The 16,848-nt window shown below is 39.5% G+C and carries 18 protein-coding genes; 12 read left to right on the top strand and 6 right to left on the bottom strand.

Features of this window, described 5'->3' with window-relative positions:
* The 3 genes from NZ896_04240 to NZ896_04230 all read left to right on the top strand — a co-directional run.
* On the top strand, window positions 1–735 hold a 735-nt coding region (locus NZ896_04240; GenBank protein ID MCS7116663.1), incomplete at its 5' end, for a hypothetical protein.
* A gap of 90 nt (window positions 736–825) precedes the next feature.
* Window positions 826–1,893 carry a tyrosine--tRNA ligase gene (locus NZ896_04235; GenBank protein MCS7116662.1) on the top strand — a complete coding sequence of 356 codons (1,068 nt, stop codon included), beginning with the start codon at window positions 826–828 and terminating at the stop codon, window positions 1,891–1,893.
* A 158-nt stretch (window positions 1,894–2,051) separates the two neighbouring features.
* Entirely contained in the window at window positions 2,052–2,393 is a 342-nt protein-coding gene (locus tag NZ896_04230; GenBank protein ID MCS7116661.1) for a hypothetical protein, read from the top strand.
* A 36-nt stretch (window positions 2,394–2,429) separates the two neighbouring features.
* On the opposite strand, the gene NZ896_04225 is transcribed toward NZ896_04230, so the two are convergent.
* The 5 genes from NZ896_04225 to NZ896_04205 all read right to left on the bottom strand — a co-directional run bounded on the left by NZ896_04225 (window position 2,430) and on the right by NZ896_04205 (window position 7,820).
* Window positions 2,430–3,722, bottom strand: coding sequence for an HD domain-containing protein (locus tag NZ896_04225; protein ID MCS7116660.1), 1,293 nt, complete (start codon window positions 3,720–3,722; stop codon window positions 2,430–2,432).
* A 216-nt stretch (window positions 3,723–3,938) separates the two neighbouring features.
* Entirely contained in the window at window positions 3,939–4,568 is a 630-nt protein-coding gene (tmk, locus tag NZ896_04220; GenBank protein ID MCS7116659.1) for a dTMP kinase, read from the bottom strand.
* A 110-nt stretch (window positions 4,569–4,678) separates the two neighbouring features.
* Complete coding sequence (locus NZ896_04215) at window positions 4,679–5,794, bottom strand: aminotransferase class V-fold PLP-dependent enzyme (GenBank protein ID MCS7116658.1); 1,116 nt, start codon at window positions 5,792–5,794, stop codon at window positions 4,679–4,681.
* Between the two features lie 62 nt (window positions 5,795–5,856).
* The gene (locus NZ896_04210) at window positions 5,857–7,632 is read right to left on the bottom strand and encodes a DUF2070 family protein (protein MCS7116657.1); all 1,776 of its coding nucleotides are present in this window, start codon (window positions 7,630–7,632) and stop codon (window positions 5,857–5,859) included.
* A gap of 17 nt (window positions 7,633–7,649) precedes the next feature.
* Window positions 7,650–7,820, bottom strand: a complete 171-nt coding sequence (locus NZ896_04205; GenBank protein MCS7116656.1) for a preprotein translocase subunit Sec61beta — start codon at window positions 7,818–7,820, stop codon at window positions 7,650–7,652.
* Window positions 7,821–7,985: 165 nt separating this feature from the next.
* Between NZ896_04205 and NZ896_04200 the strand changes: the two genes are divergently transcribed.
* From NZ896_04200 to NZ896_04180, 5 genes are all read left to right on the top strand, one after another.
* The gene (locus tag NZ896_04200; protein ID MCS7116655.1) at window positions 7,986–9,257 is read left to right on the top strand and encodes a putative sugar nucleotidyl transferase; all 1,272 of its coding nucleotides are present in this window, start codon (window positions 7,986–7,988) and stop codon (window positions 9,255–9,257) included.
* Between the two features lie 98 nt (window positions 9,258–9,355).
* The gene (locus NZ896_04195; GenBank protein ID MCS7116654.1) at window positions 9,356–9,637 is read left to right on the top strand and encodes a 50S ribosomal protein L44e; all 282 of its coding nucleotides are present in this window, start codon (window positions 9,356–9,358) and stop codon (window positions 9,635–9,637) included.
* Window positions 9,638–9,643: 6 nt separating this feature from the next.
* On the top strand, window positions 9,644–9,841 hold the full coding sequence (locus NZ896_04190; protein MCS7116653.1) for a 30S ribosomal protein S27e: 198 nt from the start codon (window positions 9,644–9,646) through the stop codon (window positions 9,839–9,841).
* A 20-nt stretch (window positions 9,842–9,861) separates the two neighbouring features.
* Window positions 9,862–10,659 (top strand): translation initiation factor IF-2 subunit alpha, encoded by a 798-nt coding sequence (locus NZ896_04185; GenBank protein MCS7116652.1) that lies wholly within the window; start codon window positions 9,862–9,864, stop codon window positions 10,657–10,659.
* A 29-nt stretch (window positions 10,660–10,688) separates the two neighbouring features.
* A complete protein-coding gene (locus NZ896_04180; GenBank protein MCS7116651.1) occupies window positions 10,689–10,850 on the top strand; it encodes an RNA-protein complex protein Nop10 in 162 nt (53 codons plus the stop codon).
* Window positions 10,851–11,045: 195 nt separating this feature from the next.
* Here NZ896_04180 and NZ896_04175 read toward each other — a convergent pair whose 3' ends face one another.
* Window positions 11,046–13,214, bottom strand: a complete 2,169-nt coding sequence (locus NZ896_04175; GenBank protein MCS7116650.1) for a hypothetical protein — start codon at window positions 13,212–13,214, stop codon at window positions 11,046–11,048.
* A gap of 143 nt (window positions 13,215–13,357) precedes the next feature.
* On the opposite strand from NZ896_04175, the gene NZ896_04170 reads away from it, so the two are divergent.
* From NZ896_04170 to NZ896_04155, 4 genes are all read left to right on the top strand, one after another.
* The gene (locus tag NZ896_04170) at window positions 13,358–13,702 is read left to right on the top strand and encodes a ribbon-helix-helix domain-containing protein (GenBank protein MCS7116649.1); all 345 of its coding nucleotides are present in this window, start codon (window positions 13,358–13,360) and stop codon (window positions 13,700–13,702) included.
* Between the two features lie 120 nt (window positions 13,703–13,822).
* Window positions 13,823–14,803, top strand: coding sequence for a hypothetical protein (locus tag NZ896_04165; GenBank protein ID MCS7116648.1), 981 nt, complete (start codon window positions 13,823–13,825; stop codon window positions 14,801–14,803).
* A 173-nt stretch (window positions 14,804–14,976) separates the two neighbouring features.
* Entirely contained in the window at window positions 14,977–15,843 is an 867-nt protein-coding gene (locus tag NZ896_04160) for a ParB N-terminal domain-containing protein (GenBank protein MCS7116647.1), read from the top strand.
* Between the two features lie 11 nt (window positions 15,844–15,854).
* The gene (locus tag NZ896_04155; GenBank protein ID MCS7116646.1) at window positions 15,855–16,799 is read left to right on the top strand and encodes a D-2-hydroxyacid dehydrogenase; all 945 of its coding nucleotides are present in this window, start codon (window positions 15,855–15,857) and stop codon (window positions 16,797–16,799) included.
* Window positions 16,800–16,848 lie beyond the last annotated feature (49 nt).

The following is a 16,848-nucleotide window of genomic DNA, read 5'->3' as shown; positions in this document are numbered from 1 at the left end:
CCAACCCCTACTCCCACACCAACACCCACTCCTACTCCCACGCCTACGCCTACACCAACACCCACACCCACACCTACACCTACTCCAACCCCTACACCCACACCAACCCCAACACCCACTCCTACTCCTACGCCTACACCAACACCGCCTAGAGGACCCTGCATCATCGCTACCGCTACTTACGGTTCAGAGTTATCTTCTGAAGTCGATTTCCTGAGGAGTTTTAGAGATCGTATCGTATTATCGACATTCGCTGGTAGCAAATTCATGGAACTCTTCAATGCATGGTACTACTCATTCAGCCCATCGATCGCTGAATTTATATATCAATATCCGATCGTGAAAGAAATAACGAAGGTTATCCTTTATCCACTCTTTGGAATACTACACTTTGGTGTTATCGTGAATAATTTATTTAACTTTAATAATGAATTGAGTGTTGTAGTTACGGGTATGGTGGTGAGTGCTTTAATAGGCGCTGTATACTTTGCACCTGTAATCCTAATACCGATACTTACCAATAGAGGGTTAAAGAGAGCGATCCTAAAGTTAAAGCTTCGGGTTCCTTTATTGGTATGGCTCATGAGCATCATGATGATCATTTTAGGAGAATTGGTGCTATCATCGATCGTGGTGATGATCGGTAGTGGTGCTTTAGTATTATCCACGATAGCGTTAATGGTATGTACGATAGTTGTGAAGTTAGTGAATAAAACGTATAGAGATCAAAATTAGACCGAAGATTAAAATTTAGAGTATGTTTTATGTTTGAATGTGTAGATGGGGTTAGTGTTATAAGGCAAGAATCTTAACGGGTTGATAGATATGGATATAAACACAAAGATCGAGTTGGTACTAAAAGCTCCTACCGAAGAGGTTATTACATTAGAGGATCTTAAAACACTCTTCGAGACTACTACTCATCCGAAGCATTACATCGGATTAGAATTATCTGGACCATTACACTTAGGAAGTCTCATAGTAAGTGGGCTTAAAATCAACGATTTTCTAAAGGCTGGTGTAAGGTGTACGGTATTCCTTGCGGATTGGCATAGTTACATCAATAATAAATTGGGTGGTGATTGGGAGAGGATTAGAAGGGCTGCTAAGTATTATAGTGAAGCATTTCTTTACTTCTGCCCGGGTTGTGAGATAGTTTTAGGTTCAGACCTTTATCGTGGCAATGATGAGTACTGGGCGAATCTGATTCGATTCAGTAAGCAGATCACACTCGCTAGAAATGTACGTTGCTTGACGATCATGGGGAGGAGTGAAAAAGAGAAGTTGGACTTCGCACAATACATCTACCCCATCATGCAGAGTGTCGATATAAAGGCCTTGAATGTAGATATTGCCCACTCGGGTATGGATCAAAGGAAGGTTCATGTGTTAGCGAGGGAGGTCTATCCAAAACTCGGTTGGAAACCCCCTATCGCTATTCATCATAGCCTGTTACCAGGGCTGTCCGAACCTGTAAGTATGGGTTTGGATGAAGATCCTAGATCGGATCTTATCGTGTCGAGTAAAATGAGCAAGTCTAAACCTTGGACATGCATATTTATTCACGATTCTAAAGATGAAATCAAACGTAAATTGAGAAGAGCATGGTGCCCCGAGGGTGTCGTGGAGAATAATCCGGTATTGGAGATCGCCCGTTGCATAATCTTTCATGAATATGAAGCTTTACATGTAGATCGACCTTCGAAGTACGGTGGGCCGATAACATTCAATAGTTATAAGGAGTTGGAGGATGCATATAGAAAGAGAGAAATCCATCCCGCCGATTTGAAAGAGGCAGTTTCTGAAGAGATCGATAAGATCATCGCACCGATTCGAGGCTACTTCGAGAATAAGAAGGAATTGCTTGAGGTTTTCAAATTGAGTGAAGAGTGATCGCACCTTCGTTACCCTCTTTTTAGTAAAGCAAGAGAGTTTAAATTTGAACTTATACATTGATGTTATTCCGGGTGTTACAATAAATTCAATTTCGATCTCGTTGAGAAGAATTGGTGTAAGGTTAATTTAACCAAATTACTTATTTTGTTAAGGGTTTGAATCCAAAATTATTCAACGATCGAAAGGTACTCATAGGTGGTAAAGAGTATAGAATGCAGTTATTGAAGTTTTCCAACGGTTGTTTTCTCTCGATTTCAGAGGATGGTGTAAGTAGATTGGGCTCCATAGTTATGGCTATAAAGGTTGGGGAAAGGGTCGAATCGAAGGTTCTAATTCCGAGTAAGTATGGTGGTGTATTTCTGAATATATTGGGTGAGTTGGTTGCAAATGTTACCAATGGTATCGCTCTAATATCTTATTACGCTTCTAAAGACCTAGATTCAAACTCTATGAGAATGCTTCTATCTGAAATCAAAGATTTTATTTGTAAAGATTAATGATACTAACGGCATATACAAAATATGCAAACAAAATCACATCGAAACTTTCGTCGAGTAACCTTCTTTACCAAAAAATTCTCTTGTCGCCTTCTCCACCTTTACGCGATATTCAGCTGGAGTATAAACTCTGAGTATATCCATGTATCCAGTGATCGATCCTACGAGTGGGAGGTTACTAAAAGGAATAGTCTGATACTCCTTCCCTTCGGCCGTCTTTGATACAAGAATAACAGATGTTGGAATCTCTCTAGCCGATGTATAGGGGATCGATGGTGCAGTAGGAACATCTACATACACACAATCGGGATCCACTCCTGCTTTATTAGCTATTTCGGTAGCGATGCGCTCTCTAATGTGCTTTTGAGTGAATATCCTCTCCATAAACTTATCCTTTCTATGTATCAACTTCTCATATACGCATTTTAACAACTTTCTATCACGATAGCCGATGGCAAATTCTTTCGCCCTCTTCAGATCCTTCTTTCCATGTGCATCAAGGTTCGTTAACATACTCAAAACATACTCATCGGTCAAAGATAGGTATCTCTGCAGATCTTTCGTATCGGTCAGACCCAGCTCGTCATCGGCCAACTCTATGGCGTTGATCAACATGATCTCAGCCGCTCTTACCGTGCGATGGAAGTATACTGCACGGAACATTTCATACCTTGCGATCATCAGGGCTTCGAAAGCGTAAAGTGCAGCGTAATCCAAGGCTAAATGATCATTCACCACTTCAAAAGAATCGATGATTCGGTATACATCGACTTTGCCATATTCAACGCCTGTGAAGTACGAATCACGTAAAAGGTAATCCATTATATCTACACTCAAACCTCCACCCAATATATCATTCACGAATGGCGGGTTACGATCGGAACGTGCTACCGTTAAATCGGCCATATAATCTGGATCGAACCCATACTTCTCTAAAATTTCTTTGATCTCTGTCTCGCGCAAAACTCTCTGGGCAATATCTTCATGAGTGATACCTCTCTTCTCAGCCATGACTTCTTCGATTAGATGAGAAAATGGGCCATGCCCGATATCGTGGAGAAGTGCCGCTAGACGAAGCTCTTGCAACCTTTCATTCTCAAGATAATTTTTATTGATGAGTGTCCTCGTTGCAAAATCTGCCAGATGCATCACCCCTATCGAGTGTTCAAAGCGAGAGTGTTGACCACCGGGATAGGTTAGATGTGCACCGGCCAACTGCTTGATTCTACGAAGTCTTTGAAAGATCGGTGTGTCGATGATCGCCCGTTCTACTTCTGTGACGCGTATATATCCATGTATCGGATCTCTAATTTCAGCTGCTGGTTTCATACTATCAATAATTCTATGATGAACGAATTTTTAAGTATAATGTAAATCGATATCTTGTGTTGGTACGAAGATTAAAGATACCATGGAAAACTTATGATATGATTTTTACAATGTGAAGATAAGGCAAAGATAAAGATAAATAAATAAAAAACGATGATGTTTGAGGATATCTTATCCCATGTGTATATAAAAATCTTAAACTATTTTACTCAATTTTCAATGATTTGCATATATCTTAAATTTTTGATCGGTTATATACTGGTGTACGATCCTCCAGATATCTTCAGCCACATCATTTATCGATCTTTCGCCATCGATGACCTTCCAGCTATACCTTTTAGCTAAGTTTAAGTAATTCTCGCGAACCCTTGCAAGGAAGTTCAAGTCCCTTTCATGAACATCTCTATCAAATTTGCTTCTCAATAGAGATGTTTGAGGGGATATATCGATTACGATCACCAATTTAGCCTTTGGAAGGCCCCGCTCCAGATTTATCAACCAGCTTAAACTTAAACCATTGGCCAAACCATAAGCTAAATTGGATTGGCTGTATCGGTTCAAAATTACAACCTTCCCCTCTTGAAGCCAACCTTTAATATCTTCATACCTCTCCCATCGATTTGTAGCAAGGAGTAAATGTCGAACTCGAATCGAATAAATCCTCTCTTCGGTAAGAGAAGCCCTGATCTCCCTCCCTATAGGTGTAGAGTAATCTGGAAAAGATATCAATTCTACTTGGAAACCCTCATCTTTTAACCGCTTCATCAATATCTCACTTTGAGTCTTCTTACCAGACTTATCCAATCCTTCTATCGCTATCGCGATACCTTTACCAAACCTATTCATTCCACTCAAAAAGTTAGATCATTTTAATATAAATAGCTCACTCATTGAGCAATTTCTTGCTTCATCCGATCTCTATAAGAGATGGCATTATAGCATTAAGAATCGTAAGATTAAGATTTAATGGTCTTACTTAAAACCTCTAAACATCGATATACGTCTTCTTCATTGTTATAAAAGTGGGGTGAAATTCTTATACCATTCATCCTTGCTGCAACTATTACCCTTTCTTTCTTTAATCTTTCCACAACTCTCGCACAACCATCGACCTTCAAATTGAATATACCTGCCCTTTGTGAAGGATCTTTCGGTGTTTGAGTAGGTATACGGAGCTTATCGGCTTCTTCGAAGATTATATCACCCAATCTTTTCAATCGAGATTCTATCCTTCGTATGCCTACTTCTAAAAGCATTTGCAAAGAAGCCCTTAAACCATAAATACTGGAGAAGTCTAAGCATCCAATTTCGAATCTTCTTGCACTCTTCGCTAACTTCATATGTGGTGAGAAGTCATCGGGCCTCTCGACACTAGCCCAACCTACGTATGGGCTTTCAAGTTTTACAGATTTACTCACGTAAAATATACTCACACCGAATGGTGAGAGGAGCCATTTATGGCCTCCAGCGGAGATAAAGTCTGCGTACCTTGCTTCTACTGGAATCGCCCCCAACGACTGAACAGCATCTACGAGTAGAAGGCATCTACCTTCGGTCAATCTCCGTAGCTCCTTTAGATCGATTTTGAACCCATTGCCGTATTGGACATGGCTGATCGCAACCAATCTGGTTGAGCGGTCGATACTTCGATCTATATCTTCTAAGCTAATGGTCCCATCATCTCTGTGCTTTACAATCTTTACATTTACACCTATTCTCCTTAACTTCAACCATGGGTAAATGTTACTTGGAAACTCTAAATCTGTAATGATGACACTATCGCCCTTTCTCCACCTTAAACCATGTGCGACGACATTGATCCCCTCTGAAGTATTCTTCAATAGAGCGATTTCTTCGGGTGAAGCATTGATCAAATTTGCAGCCAACCTTCTTACTTCATCAGCGGCCCTTACCCATTTCTCCCAAGCAGATTCCGCTTCCAACATCCTCTCCCGATAAAATATTCGAATATCCCTCCAAGACCTTTGAGGGATTGGGGATACCGATGCGTTATCTAAATAAACTACTCTCTTCGTTATAGGAAATTCTATTCGGTAATCATCGAGTTCCAATAATTTCACCATTCGATCCTTAAAATTACTAAGCATTTCATATTAAACTTATCAACGCTAGATTAAAGGTAAATGTTAACCATGATCAATAGGAGAAATATGCTCGTAACAAGTATACCTCCTTTTCTTGCAAGTTGAACGATCTTATCCAATCCGATCGATAAAGAACTGAGGAAATCCTTCCCTATTACTCTCACATCAGATTCGCACTCCTTCACTATTGCAGATGTTGGTACCAATCGGCTTACTGCCCTTTCGACCATCACATTAATCATCTTCGCCATATTTTTTACGTCACTTACACTTCCCAACGCTAGGTACCCTTTCGCATTCATAATCCTTCCTGCAGAGAAGTGTGTATCGGTTGTACATAATTCTAATTGAGGCGCAATACTTCTACTTAACTCACTCATTAAATTCTCTCTAAATCCTACGATAGCATTATTAGCATCGACGACGGTGATGCTATACTTATTACCGTTAACTTCTATTACAAAAACTCCGATACCAGCAGGTCCTACATCCTTACGGAGTTCAAAATTAAATTCCGATGAATGTGCCACACCTACTTTAAAGGTATATTGAGGTAGATCCTTCAATTTATTTATTAAAACTTCAGATGCTTCAATAAGATCATCACAATCATCTTTACTCAGCATCTCACCTTGTGAGTTATGTGCATCGATCACGATAGTGCGAATAAAGCCGGCTCGATATGCCAAAGCATCGATCCTTTCTTTTACTATCTGTGGGATATCCTCCATACCATGTGGAGAGAGGGTCAGTATTATCATAACTACTTTACCAAAAGCGATACCAGTGGCCGTAGCCTTCCTTACCGTGATCGAGTAAGGTTGTGTACATGTTTGAGAAGAACTCACAATACTTAATCTATTCATAGATTGAAGAAACCTTTTAATCTCTCTTTCGGATGGTAGATCGAATTCATGAGTAGAAATGCTATGGAATACTAATGGTTTATAGCCTTGATTATAAAACCATTTATAAATTTCGTAAGGGATATTGTAGCTTCCTACGGGATGTAGAGGGCCAGAATGTACATTTGAAATTACAAGTAGAGGTTTAATATGCCCATCTTCAAAAGATAGTGTAAAGGTTTTTAGCCTCGCATCGATACTGACTTTTTCTAATATCCCTTCTAATATGCGTTTATCGTCTTCAGCCCACGCTAAAAGAAAAGCCTTTAATAACTTAAATGGTCTAATATTCGTCAACTTCCAACTCAATCGATCTAGGGTTACAACGTATGTTACCATGGTGATTATGGAGATAGGGGCTATAAATACTGCAGAAGAGTGATCAAATATGGGCCGATTATAATCGATGATGGGTATTGATAGTAATGCAGGTTGAATAAGTGCTACCAATAAGGCGTAATAAACTCTATCTGTGAATATAGATCTGATCACTAAAAAGCGTAAAGATGCGGAGAAGAAGAAACCTAGAATGAGTAAATTATAGAGCACTTGAGGTCTTGATAAAGATAGAGTTGTGATGAATCCAATGATCACTGTGAATAAACAGAGGGAATTAGATGCGAAGGATAGTGTGATAAGGCGTCTGAATGTAGCTAGTCGGCTCTTCATCAGTAATAAACGGTCTATAAGGATAGTGATGAAGAGTAAAGATGTAAAAGTGATGGCAGAGGTGAATATCGCTGTAATATTTAAGTGGTGAATAAGTTTGGGCATAATGAGTATAAGGAGTGAAGTAGGTAATGTGATGAAGATCGCTTGGAGTGTGGAAGGGAGCCGAAAGAGTAATCTGTATCTACGGCTAATATTTTGTGTAAGATCTCTCTGAGTTATAATTCCCACCCTGCTATCCTTAAATCCTAAGTGGCCAAGAGACGAATTAGAATCGAGATTACGATGATGATTACCGAAGTTATTACCACCAGCTCTGGCTTGACCTTCACACCCTTCGTCTCATCTTCGAAGAATCTCAATAGACCTGCACTAGAAGCTGGCATCGGTGCTTCACGTTTCCTCTTTTTGCTACTCATACCGTTCATGTATGGGAAAAAGGTAGTTAAATTCCTTACTCTTCAGGCTCATTATCAAATGAATAATTGCACATTGTACATAGTAGGTATTTATAATTTCGATAAAAACTGCACATAGGAGTTTATATATTGTGTTGTTCTCCTTAAATCTAGGAAGACTTCGATTTGATAGTAGCTATATTTGAAGATGAGAAGTGGGATAATCTACTACCGATGAGTCTGATGCATCCGACCTGGGGGTTAAGATGTGGCACTTCGTCACTTTATGAGAAAATTCATTCAAAATTTAATGATTTTCGAATTCTTCTTTTTACAAGAGATTACCTGGCTCGAGCATTAAATAGTGTAAACCTCCCGATCAATGAGCCCGATAAGATAGATGATCACACCTTGCTGCTAAATGGTAGAGTTTTGATGGATTCTCGATTATCGGCCCAACTTAAGAATCTACCATTAAATACGATCGGAATGAAAGGTGATACGGTGATCTTTGCTTATATTAGCGAAAGGGTTGCTAAACAGATTTCACAGATGTTATGCAAACCACTCTCCCAAAACCTTTTGATGAACTTAAGTAGAGAACTCGATAATCGATTATCTTTAGATTGGGTAAAGATGATCGATTATCCATGGGATCTGATCAACCAAAACCCTTTCTCACTTTTGGACGATGTACCCAAGGATGGGTGTATTAAAGGTAAGGTTGAAGAATCGGTAAAGATCCTCGGCCCACTTTCTCAACTTACCGTAAATGAAGGCTCTGTTGTAGAGGCTGGGAGTATAATAGATGTAAGGAAAGGGCCTGTATTGATCGATAGAGATGTTGAAGTACAACCACTATCCTATATCAAAGGGCCTTGCTACATCGGTAGTGGTACAATCGTGTATGGTGCGAGGATCACGGGGAATTGTAGTATAGGGGAGGTGTGTAGAGTAGGTGGTGAAATTGAAGATACCATTATCCATGGATATTCGAATAAAAGGCACCATGGTTACATCGGCCATTCGTACATTGGTGAATGGGTGAATATTGGGGCTGGAGCGACGAACTCAAATCTAAAGAATACATACGGGACTGTACGTATGAAGATTAAAGATAGTATAATTGATACGAATAGCCAATTCGTCGGTTGTTTTATTGGAGATCACGCAAAGGTTGGTATAAATGTATCGATCATGGCTGGCAAGAAGGTGGGGATCTTTTCACATGTACTCGGCTTTGTGGATGATGACGTCCCACCATTCACGATCTGGGCCAAAAGCCTTGGTAAAGGTGCTTACGAACTCTTTTTAAGTTCTGCAATCGATATACAAAGAAGAGTCTTTGAGAGGAGGGGAAGGGTTCAAACAAGGAGAGATATCGATTTAATAGAATATCTATTTTACATGACCTCGAGAGATCGGGAAAGATGTGGGGTGATGAAAGGTACTTTTTGATTTTTACGAATAACTCATCACTTTCAAATGAATATGTCCTTTAAGTAATGTTCATATAGGCTATGATTTTTAAATGTAAAAACAGGAGAGCGTTTGAATTGAAGATACCTAAAGAGATTAGAACGTACTGTGCAAAGTGTAGAAAGCATACGCTACACACCATCTCCCTCTATAAGAAGGGTAAGGAGAGGGCATCGGCCATAGGTGCGAGAAGGCATGCTGAAGATAAAAAAGGTTATGGAGGGCAAAAGTATCCGGAGTTGGTTCGTACAGCAAAGACCACTAAAAAGCAGACCTTAAAGTTAAAGTGTAGAGAATGTGGTCGAGAATCCTTAAGAAAAGGGATTAGATTAAAAAAGGTTGAAATCGTAACTCAGTGATATGGTATGAGGCGTGAAAGGATACTTATACCGAGGCCAAGAAGTAGTTTTATTTTAGTACAGTGTAACAATTGTGGAAATGAGCAGGTCGTATTCTCAGCAACCACACATGATATTAAGTGCAGAGTGTGTGGGAATCTATTGGCTGAAAAGACTGGCGGAAAGGCTAAGATCATCGGTACTCAAATAAGAAGGTTAGATTAAAGAATTGAAGGGTGAGAAGTGTGAAGGTCGAAGTGGAAGAAATCCCTGAAGAAGGAGAGTTGGTGATCGCTACCGTTAAAGAAATCACTCCACATGGTGTATATGTCTCTCTCGACGAATATCGAGGTATGCTCGGCTTTTTACATGTATCTGAAATATCGACCGGATGGGTGAGAGATATTGAGAAGTTTGCGAAGGTGGGGCAAAAGATGGTGCTTAAAGTGATTAGAGTCAGTAAAGCAAGAAAAGAGATAGATCTATCACTTAGAAACGTTACGGAGGAGGAGAGAAGAGAGAAGTTAATTCAAATCAAGAGGGCAGAGAAGGCGGAAGGGATCTTTAAAACTGTGAAGGAGAATTTAAATTTAACACCCGAAGATAGCTCGAAGTTCAAGAATATTTTAATTGAAGAGTTCGGTGGTTTGTATGAGGCTTTTGAGCAGGTGACAAGAAAAGGGAGGAAGGTCCTAGAAAGATTAGAACTCCCTAAAGAATTCATCGATACGTTAGAAGATGTGGTTAAAGAGAAGATAACAATACCTACAGTACAGGTGAGAGGTATCATCGAAATTAGGGTCGGTGCACCAGATGGTATACATATAATTAAGGAAGCTTTACGTTCAGCTGAAAGTGTCAAGGTAGGTGGTTGTAAAGTTATGATCAGCTATATCGGTGCACCACGTTATAGGATAGTGGTGGAAGGTGAAAATTATAAATCTGCCGAAAAAGCTTTAGAGGCAGCGATCCATAAAGCAAAAGAAATTATTGAAAAGAAGCACGGTAGTTTTAACTTTATTAGGGAGAAGAGTGGAGGTTAAATCTACAGTTCGATAATTCGACGATCTTTATGAAAAAACTTTTAAGGAGATGTAATAGCTGTGCTATCTACACTCTTAAAAGCCATTGTCCAAAGTGTGGTGGTGAAACTTCCTATCCTCATCCAGCACCATTCTCACCCGACGATAAATACGCTCGGTATAGGATAGCTGAAAGGTACACATCTAGCTAGCTTCTAGCTTATAGCTTATTAACAGAATGTTGTGGTAAATATTTGATTTATGATCAAATATTTGATCGACCATTAAGTTAATTGGGTCTATGTTTATACGAATTATTACGTGGTAAGAGTTTAGAGGTTTTCGAAAATCGATACTTCTTGCAAGACCACGGTTTTTAGTATACATTAATAAAAGATAATGGTCTCCTACTTCACGATTTTATATATCAGCACACCAGCGAATATTCCGGACTTGGCCTCTCTAATGCTGGAGGATGCGAACGCGAGCCTAAGTGGCCCATCACCATCGGGAGGGTATTTTAAATCATAGACGTATATGGCAGTGTATCCTGGCTTATATTCATCCGATTGGTCCACCAACCTTCCAAATTGATCAAAACGCCCATATGTAATAGGTGTGAATGGTAATAACTTCCCCATTAGTGTACTTTCCCAAAAGTAAGGTTTTGGTGTAAATTCATCTTCATAGAGGTATTGGCTGATATTCAATCCACCTATTCTTATAAACCATTGCTTCTTGCTTTCATCACCACCGCCTCCAAGAATATAGTATGTGAAATCACGAGTCTTTATAGCCTGACCTACCACGAAGATCAGCACGTAATCCGCCTTTAGATCGTTAAGTATCCTTAATGATGTATGTTCATCTGACATAAACATCCTTCCCAATTGGGCGATACGTGTGGAGTTGATAGTAGCATTATCCGCTAAGCTGGTTCGATTACCCATGACCGTAATCCAGTAACCATAGTCCCACCAGGATGCGAAGACTGCATTTGGATCTGTATTCTCCCTCATCCACTTCAAAGCCTCAAACCAGTCTGAAAATTGAATACGGTAGCCTGTTCCAGCATTTACTATACTTACGGGCATATCTGCAGATTCCAACCAATTTACTCGTGGATAAACTACGGGAAGAGTTAATAGCGCAATCATACATACTGAATATAGGACTTTTACTTCACTTCCTACCGGTTTGGCTTTGAACTTTTTCAAACTCGGTTTAGCGATCTGTTTTATTATGGTCGATGTAAGTTCGGTAAAACCTATACCAGCTAGGATCGCTATCGCCAATGAAGAATACACCATGAGGCGGGAGAATGACGATGCTATGTATATGCCCGATGTGCTCAAAATCAAGATAAATATGTAGTGAAGTCCTCTCTTTCTCAAAGCGATGATCGCACCAAAACTGGCTATGATGAGGAGTATGGAGTATGAAGAGAAGTAGTCAGAACCGGTAGGTACAAAATGTTCGGCTACAGATTCGACCAAAGGATTACCAGATCTTATAAATGGGAATACAACCGTTAGATACCTTCCACTTACACCATATACTCCTCCAAAGCTTGCTATGATCGAGATGAGCAATACTATGCTAAAGAGTGTTATTCCCAAAGTCTTCCAATAGGATCTCACAAAGGGTGAACTCCTGATTAAGTAAGAGATGATCGTAAAGAGTAATCCGAATAGGATTACCAGGCCTGCAGGATTGGCGATGATGCCAGGTCCTGGTCGAGGAAAGATCGAGCTGAAGATCAAATTTGTGGCTACAATCACACTACCTGCATAGACGGTCCTTCTCAAATCGATATCCTTGATGAATGGGGCGATAAAGAAGAATATCCCGAAGACTATGTTAAAGTAAAGAGAACCTCCCCATGATGTATTGGCATAGCCGAGTAAGAATCCTACGGCAAAGGCACGAAGTATCAATTCATTTTTATTCACCTTTATATCGTAAAGGGTGAGGAATAGGTAACAGGCGAATACCGCAAGTAGAAGTGCGAAAGGTTCCGATTTAAACCAACCAAGATTTCCACGATGAATGATTGGTGGTGAGAGGGCGATGATAAGTGATGATAGAAGACCAGCACCTACCCCACTCACTTTCTTCACAAATAGATAAATTGCAAATATGGTGAAAGATCCTGCAAAGACTGGAAATAAGACTAAGAAATCATACAGAGAGATCGATAAGCCAAATATGTTTTTAGCTATGAGGTAAAGTAATGCACCAGCGAAGTGGAGGCCGACTTGTGAGCTAACGGCTACATTTCTCCCTTCCGGATACCATGCACGTTTGTCGATCCAAGTAAAGTAATCGAGTAGGCCAGAGAAACCTTTACGCTCAAAACTATCGACGATATATTTCGTGGCATGGTAGTCAAAGTAGGGATCGAACTCATTCAAATAGAATCCATACTTAGCAGGGTAGATTCTAAGTATGAGCGCTATGGAGAAGATCGCAACTAGAGCCATCATTAATAAGGCGGTACGTCTTTCAACCTCCGGCCTTTTGAAGAAACTTCTGAGCTTTAATCTACTTAACCTAGAGGATGTAGATGATGCCAAACCTCCCTTCTAAATTTTGAATCAAAATATCTCCTATTAAATCTTCCTATTTCATTTAGCAATACTAATGAATGGGTTAACTTTAACAAAAAACTTATTTTTAAAGCTCTTGAATAGTTACTTAATGTTAAAGAGTGGGAAAGATGGTTAAGAAAGATCGTACCGCTGTTACATTAAGTAAGGAATTGTCTGATATGCTCAAGGAGAGGGCGAGGCGAGAAGGGATAAGTGTATCTGAGTTATTAGAGAAGATTATCTTGAAGAGTGAGCAACCAATAGAAGTTGAACGCATCTCACTTAGGCCGATATGTCACACATCAGCCTGCCATGACTTTATGAATGAAGTGGGGCAAAAGAGTGTTGTAACGGTATTTATGACTACCGATAGGTTCATACGTGAGCCTGATGGATCCTATCGAATAGTATGGTCGTGCAATCATGGCCTTTACTGCTCGAACCCAAGCTGTGAAAAATCTCATAGAAAATAGATCTTTATATCAAAATTCTAACATGATGGGAGATGTTAGGGCGATTGTAAATTACTAATACAAAATTACAAAGTACAAACAAAAATTTAAATCGATAGAAGCTTCTTAAAATTTTAAGTGTTGAAAGTAACCGATGTGAGTTTTGGAAACACCTTACTCCCTCAAATAATTCTGGGCCATCTACCCTTTATAGGAGAATCGTACCAAGGCAGATCGAAAAATCAGATGTATCTTGAAAGGTTCTCCGATGTGAATGAGATCGTGAAGATAGTATTGAGGGCTATGGAGTATGGTATAGATGTTTTAAGTGCCCCATCACCATCCGATGGTAAAGTCGCTCAACGTTACTTTAAAGCGATCGATAAAGTAAGGGATTCATTAAATGTAAAGTTACGTATGATACCATGCATAGGTCTGCCGATTGTACTCGATGGCAAGCCGATTCACGTGTATAGGAGGTGGCTCACTTATCTACACTTTGAGAAGAAGCTGGCAGATGAGTTAGAGGAACGGTATATCAACGACCCCATCTTGCAATGTAGAGAGAATTGGGTAGAGGATTTCCCAAGAGCTCTACAGAATTTAAAACCCTACTCGGACCGGGAATGTGAGAGGCTTGAAATCGACTTTAAAACATTCGATGATATATTGCTTCAAATTAGAGATTATGATTTGATCTTTGTAGAATTAGGTTCAGAAACGGACTTTCTATCTATGGTTGGTAGAATAGATCTAATTGGTGAATTGATCGAACATGTAGAGAGGATTTGTAATGTTAAAACTCTTCTCGGCATTCATCACGCTGGTGTTAGCATACCAATTTTAGACGATTCTGGACTTGATTTTGTAGGTTATCTCACACCTATCAATCCACTAGGTGTTATGATGTTCCCTACACCAGATTTAGCTATCAAGGCGATCAAAAATGCCAAAAAGCCTATAATTGCCATTAAACCCTTTGCTGGTGGTAGAGTAAAGCCAAAGGATGCATTTCAATACATCTTTAATGATATTGGTGTTAATGTATGTATGATAGGTGTCGCTTCGATCGAGGAGTTAGATGAGGATATACGTATAATTCAGCAGATATTCAAAATATGAATCAGCTTCAGATCTAATCAATCTATTTTAAATTTTTACTCAGCTGAAGTATAAGGATAAGAGTAATTTCGCCTTTAAATCTCAAATGGTTTATTAGAGTTGGTGATGATCCTTTTACAATTGCATATCCATCCTAATTTTATCACAAAAATATATATGGAGGTTTTATATCTTTGAAGTTTGAGCAAATGGGATTTTTCATTCATCATCCTCTAATCGAATTTGAAATAGTGATCGAAGATATCAATAAACTTCGTCTTCATGAAGAGGTTCTGCCTGACGCTCTAATCAAACTCGAAGATCAGATAAAGCGAGATGGGTATCTAAAGCATCCCGTAATCGTCGATATAAATACGTATATAGTGCTTGATGGTGTACATCGAGTAGTCGCTACAAAGAATATAGGTTGCCGCTTTATCCCCATCTGCCTGGTAGATTACAAGAATCCATACATAGCAGTTTATAATTGGTATCGAACCATAAATGGTCCATCGAATTTTGAGAAGGTGGTGGAGATAATCAAAGGCCTCAATTTTACCATTGAACGTTGCTTAAAAGATCATGCCCATAAAATCGTAAATAAGCGAGAAGCAATAGCCGCACTTATTTCAAATGAAGATGCACGATTAATATTAGGTTCTTCAATGAGTATTAAGGAGACGTATGATATGATTAAAAGGATCGAAATCGTTCTTAGGGCCAATGGTTTCTCGATCAACTTTGAAACTGCCGATGATGCACACAGTAAATTGATTAATAATGAAGTCCTCGCATTGTTGGTAACTCCGAGCCTTTCGAAAGAGGATATTATTAATACAACTTTAGCTGGGAAGGTCTTCGCACCAAAAACGACGCGCCACGTGATTCCAGCCCGTCCCCTCTTCATTAATATTCCTATTGAATGGTTGAGTGGAAGGATGAGCCTTGAAGAAGCGAACAACGCACTTGTGAAGTACTTGTCAACTAAGCAACTTGTATTATTAACAAAGGGGCAGATCCTCGATCGTCGGTATGAAGAAGAAATTTATATATTCAGATAGGTGTTATAAAATTGGTATTGGTAGTTAAAATTTTAATCGCCGAACCGATTCATGAAAAGGCTATTCAAATGTTAAAAGACGCTGGATTTCAGGTCGATCTTGAATACAACCTTTCATATGAAGATCTTAAAAGGAAGGTTCAAGACTATCAGGTCCTTATCGTCAGGAGCCGAATGAAGGTTACAAGTGAAGTCATAAATGCTGCTCCCAATTTAAAGGTTATAGGAAGGGCTGGTGTGGGCCTTGATAATATCGATCTCGAATCGGCCCAAAAGCGAGGTATCAAGGTTCTATCGACCCCTGAAGCTTCAAGTGTGGCTGTAGCTGAAAACGTCTTCGCCCTTCTACTCAGCTTATTTAGAAAGATTCCTATTGCGGATCGTGGCATGAAAGAAGGTAAATGGTTAAAGCATGAACTTATGGGCTTTGAACTTCGTGGAAAGCGACTCGGTATAATAGGGTTCGGTCGCATAGGTAGAGAGGTTGCGAAGAGGGCGAAAGCCTTCGATATGCATATTCTAGTATACGATATTGTAGATGTTAGTGAAGTAGCTAGTAAGTTGGGGGTAGAAGTAGCTCCAGATCTACCATACTTGCTCCGCAATTCAGATATTATTTCAATTCATGTACCCTTAACACCAGAGACTTATCACATGATTGGTAAGAATGAAATTTCTATGATGAAGGACGGTGCCTACCTTATTAATACATCACGAGGTGGTGTTATCGATAGCAAAGCGCTATTTGAGGCTCTAAAATCTGGGAAGCTCGCCGGTGCTGGATTGGATGTCTTTGAGAGTGAACCCCCAAAGGGTTTGGATGCTGAATTGGTCAAGTTAGAGAATGTAATCGCAACTCCACACATTAGTGCTTCAACTTTTGAGGCGCAAGAAATGATAGGGATTGTAATGGCTGAGAAGATCATCGAGACTTTTCGCGATGAGTCTAAAGTGTAACCTATGATAGTATTATAATTACGAGTGTGAGTAATTGAGTAATAATAGT

The sequence above is a fragment of the Nitrososphaerales archaeon genome (assembly GCA_025058425.1).
GTDB lineage: Archaea > Thermoproteota > Nitrososphaeria > Nitrososphaerales > JANXEG01 > JANXEG01.
This window is presented reverse-complemented; position numbering and strand designations above follow the sequence as displayed.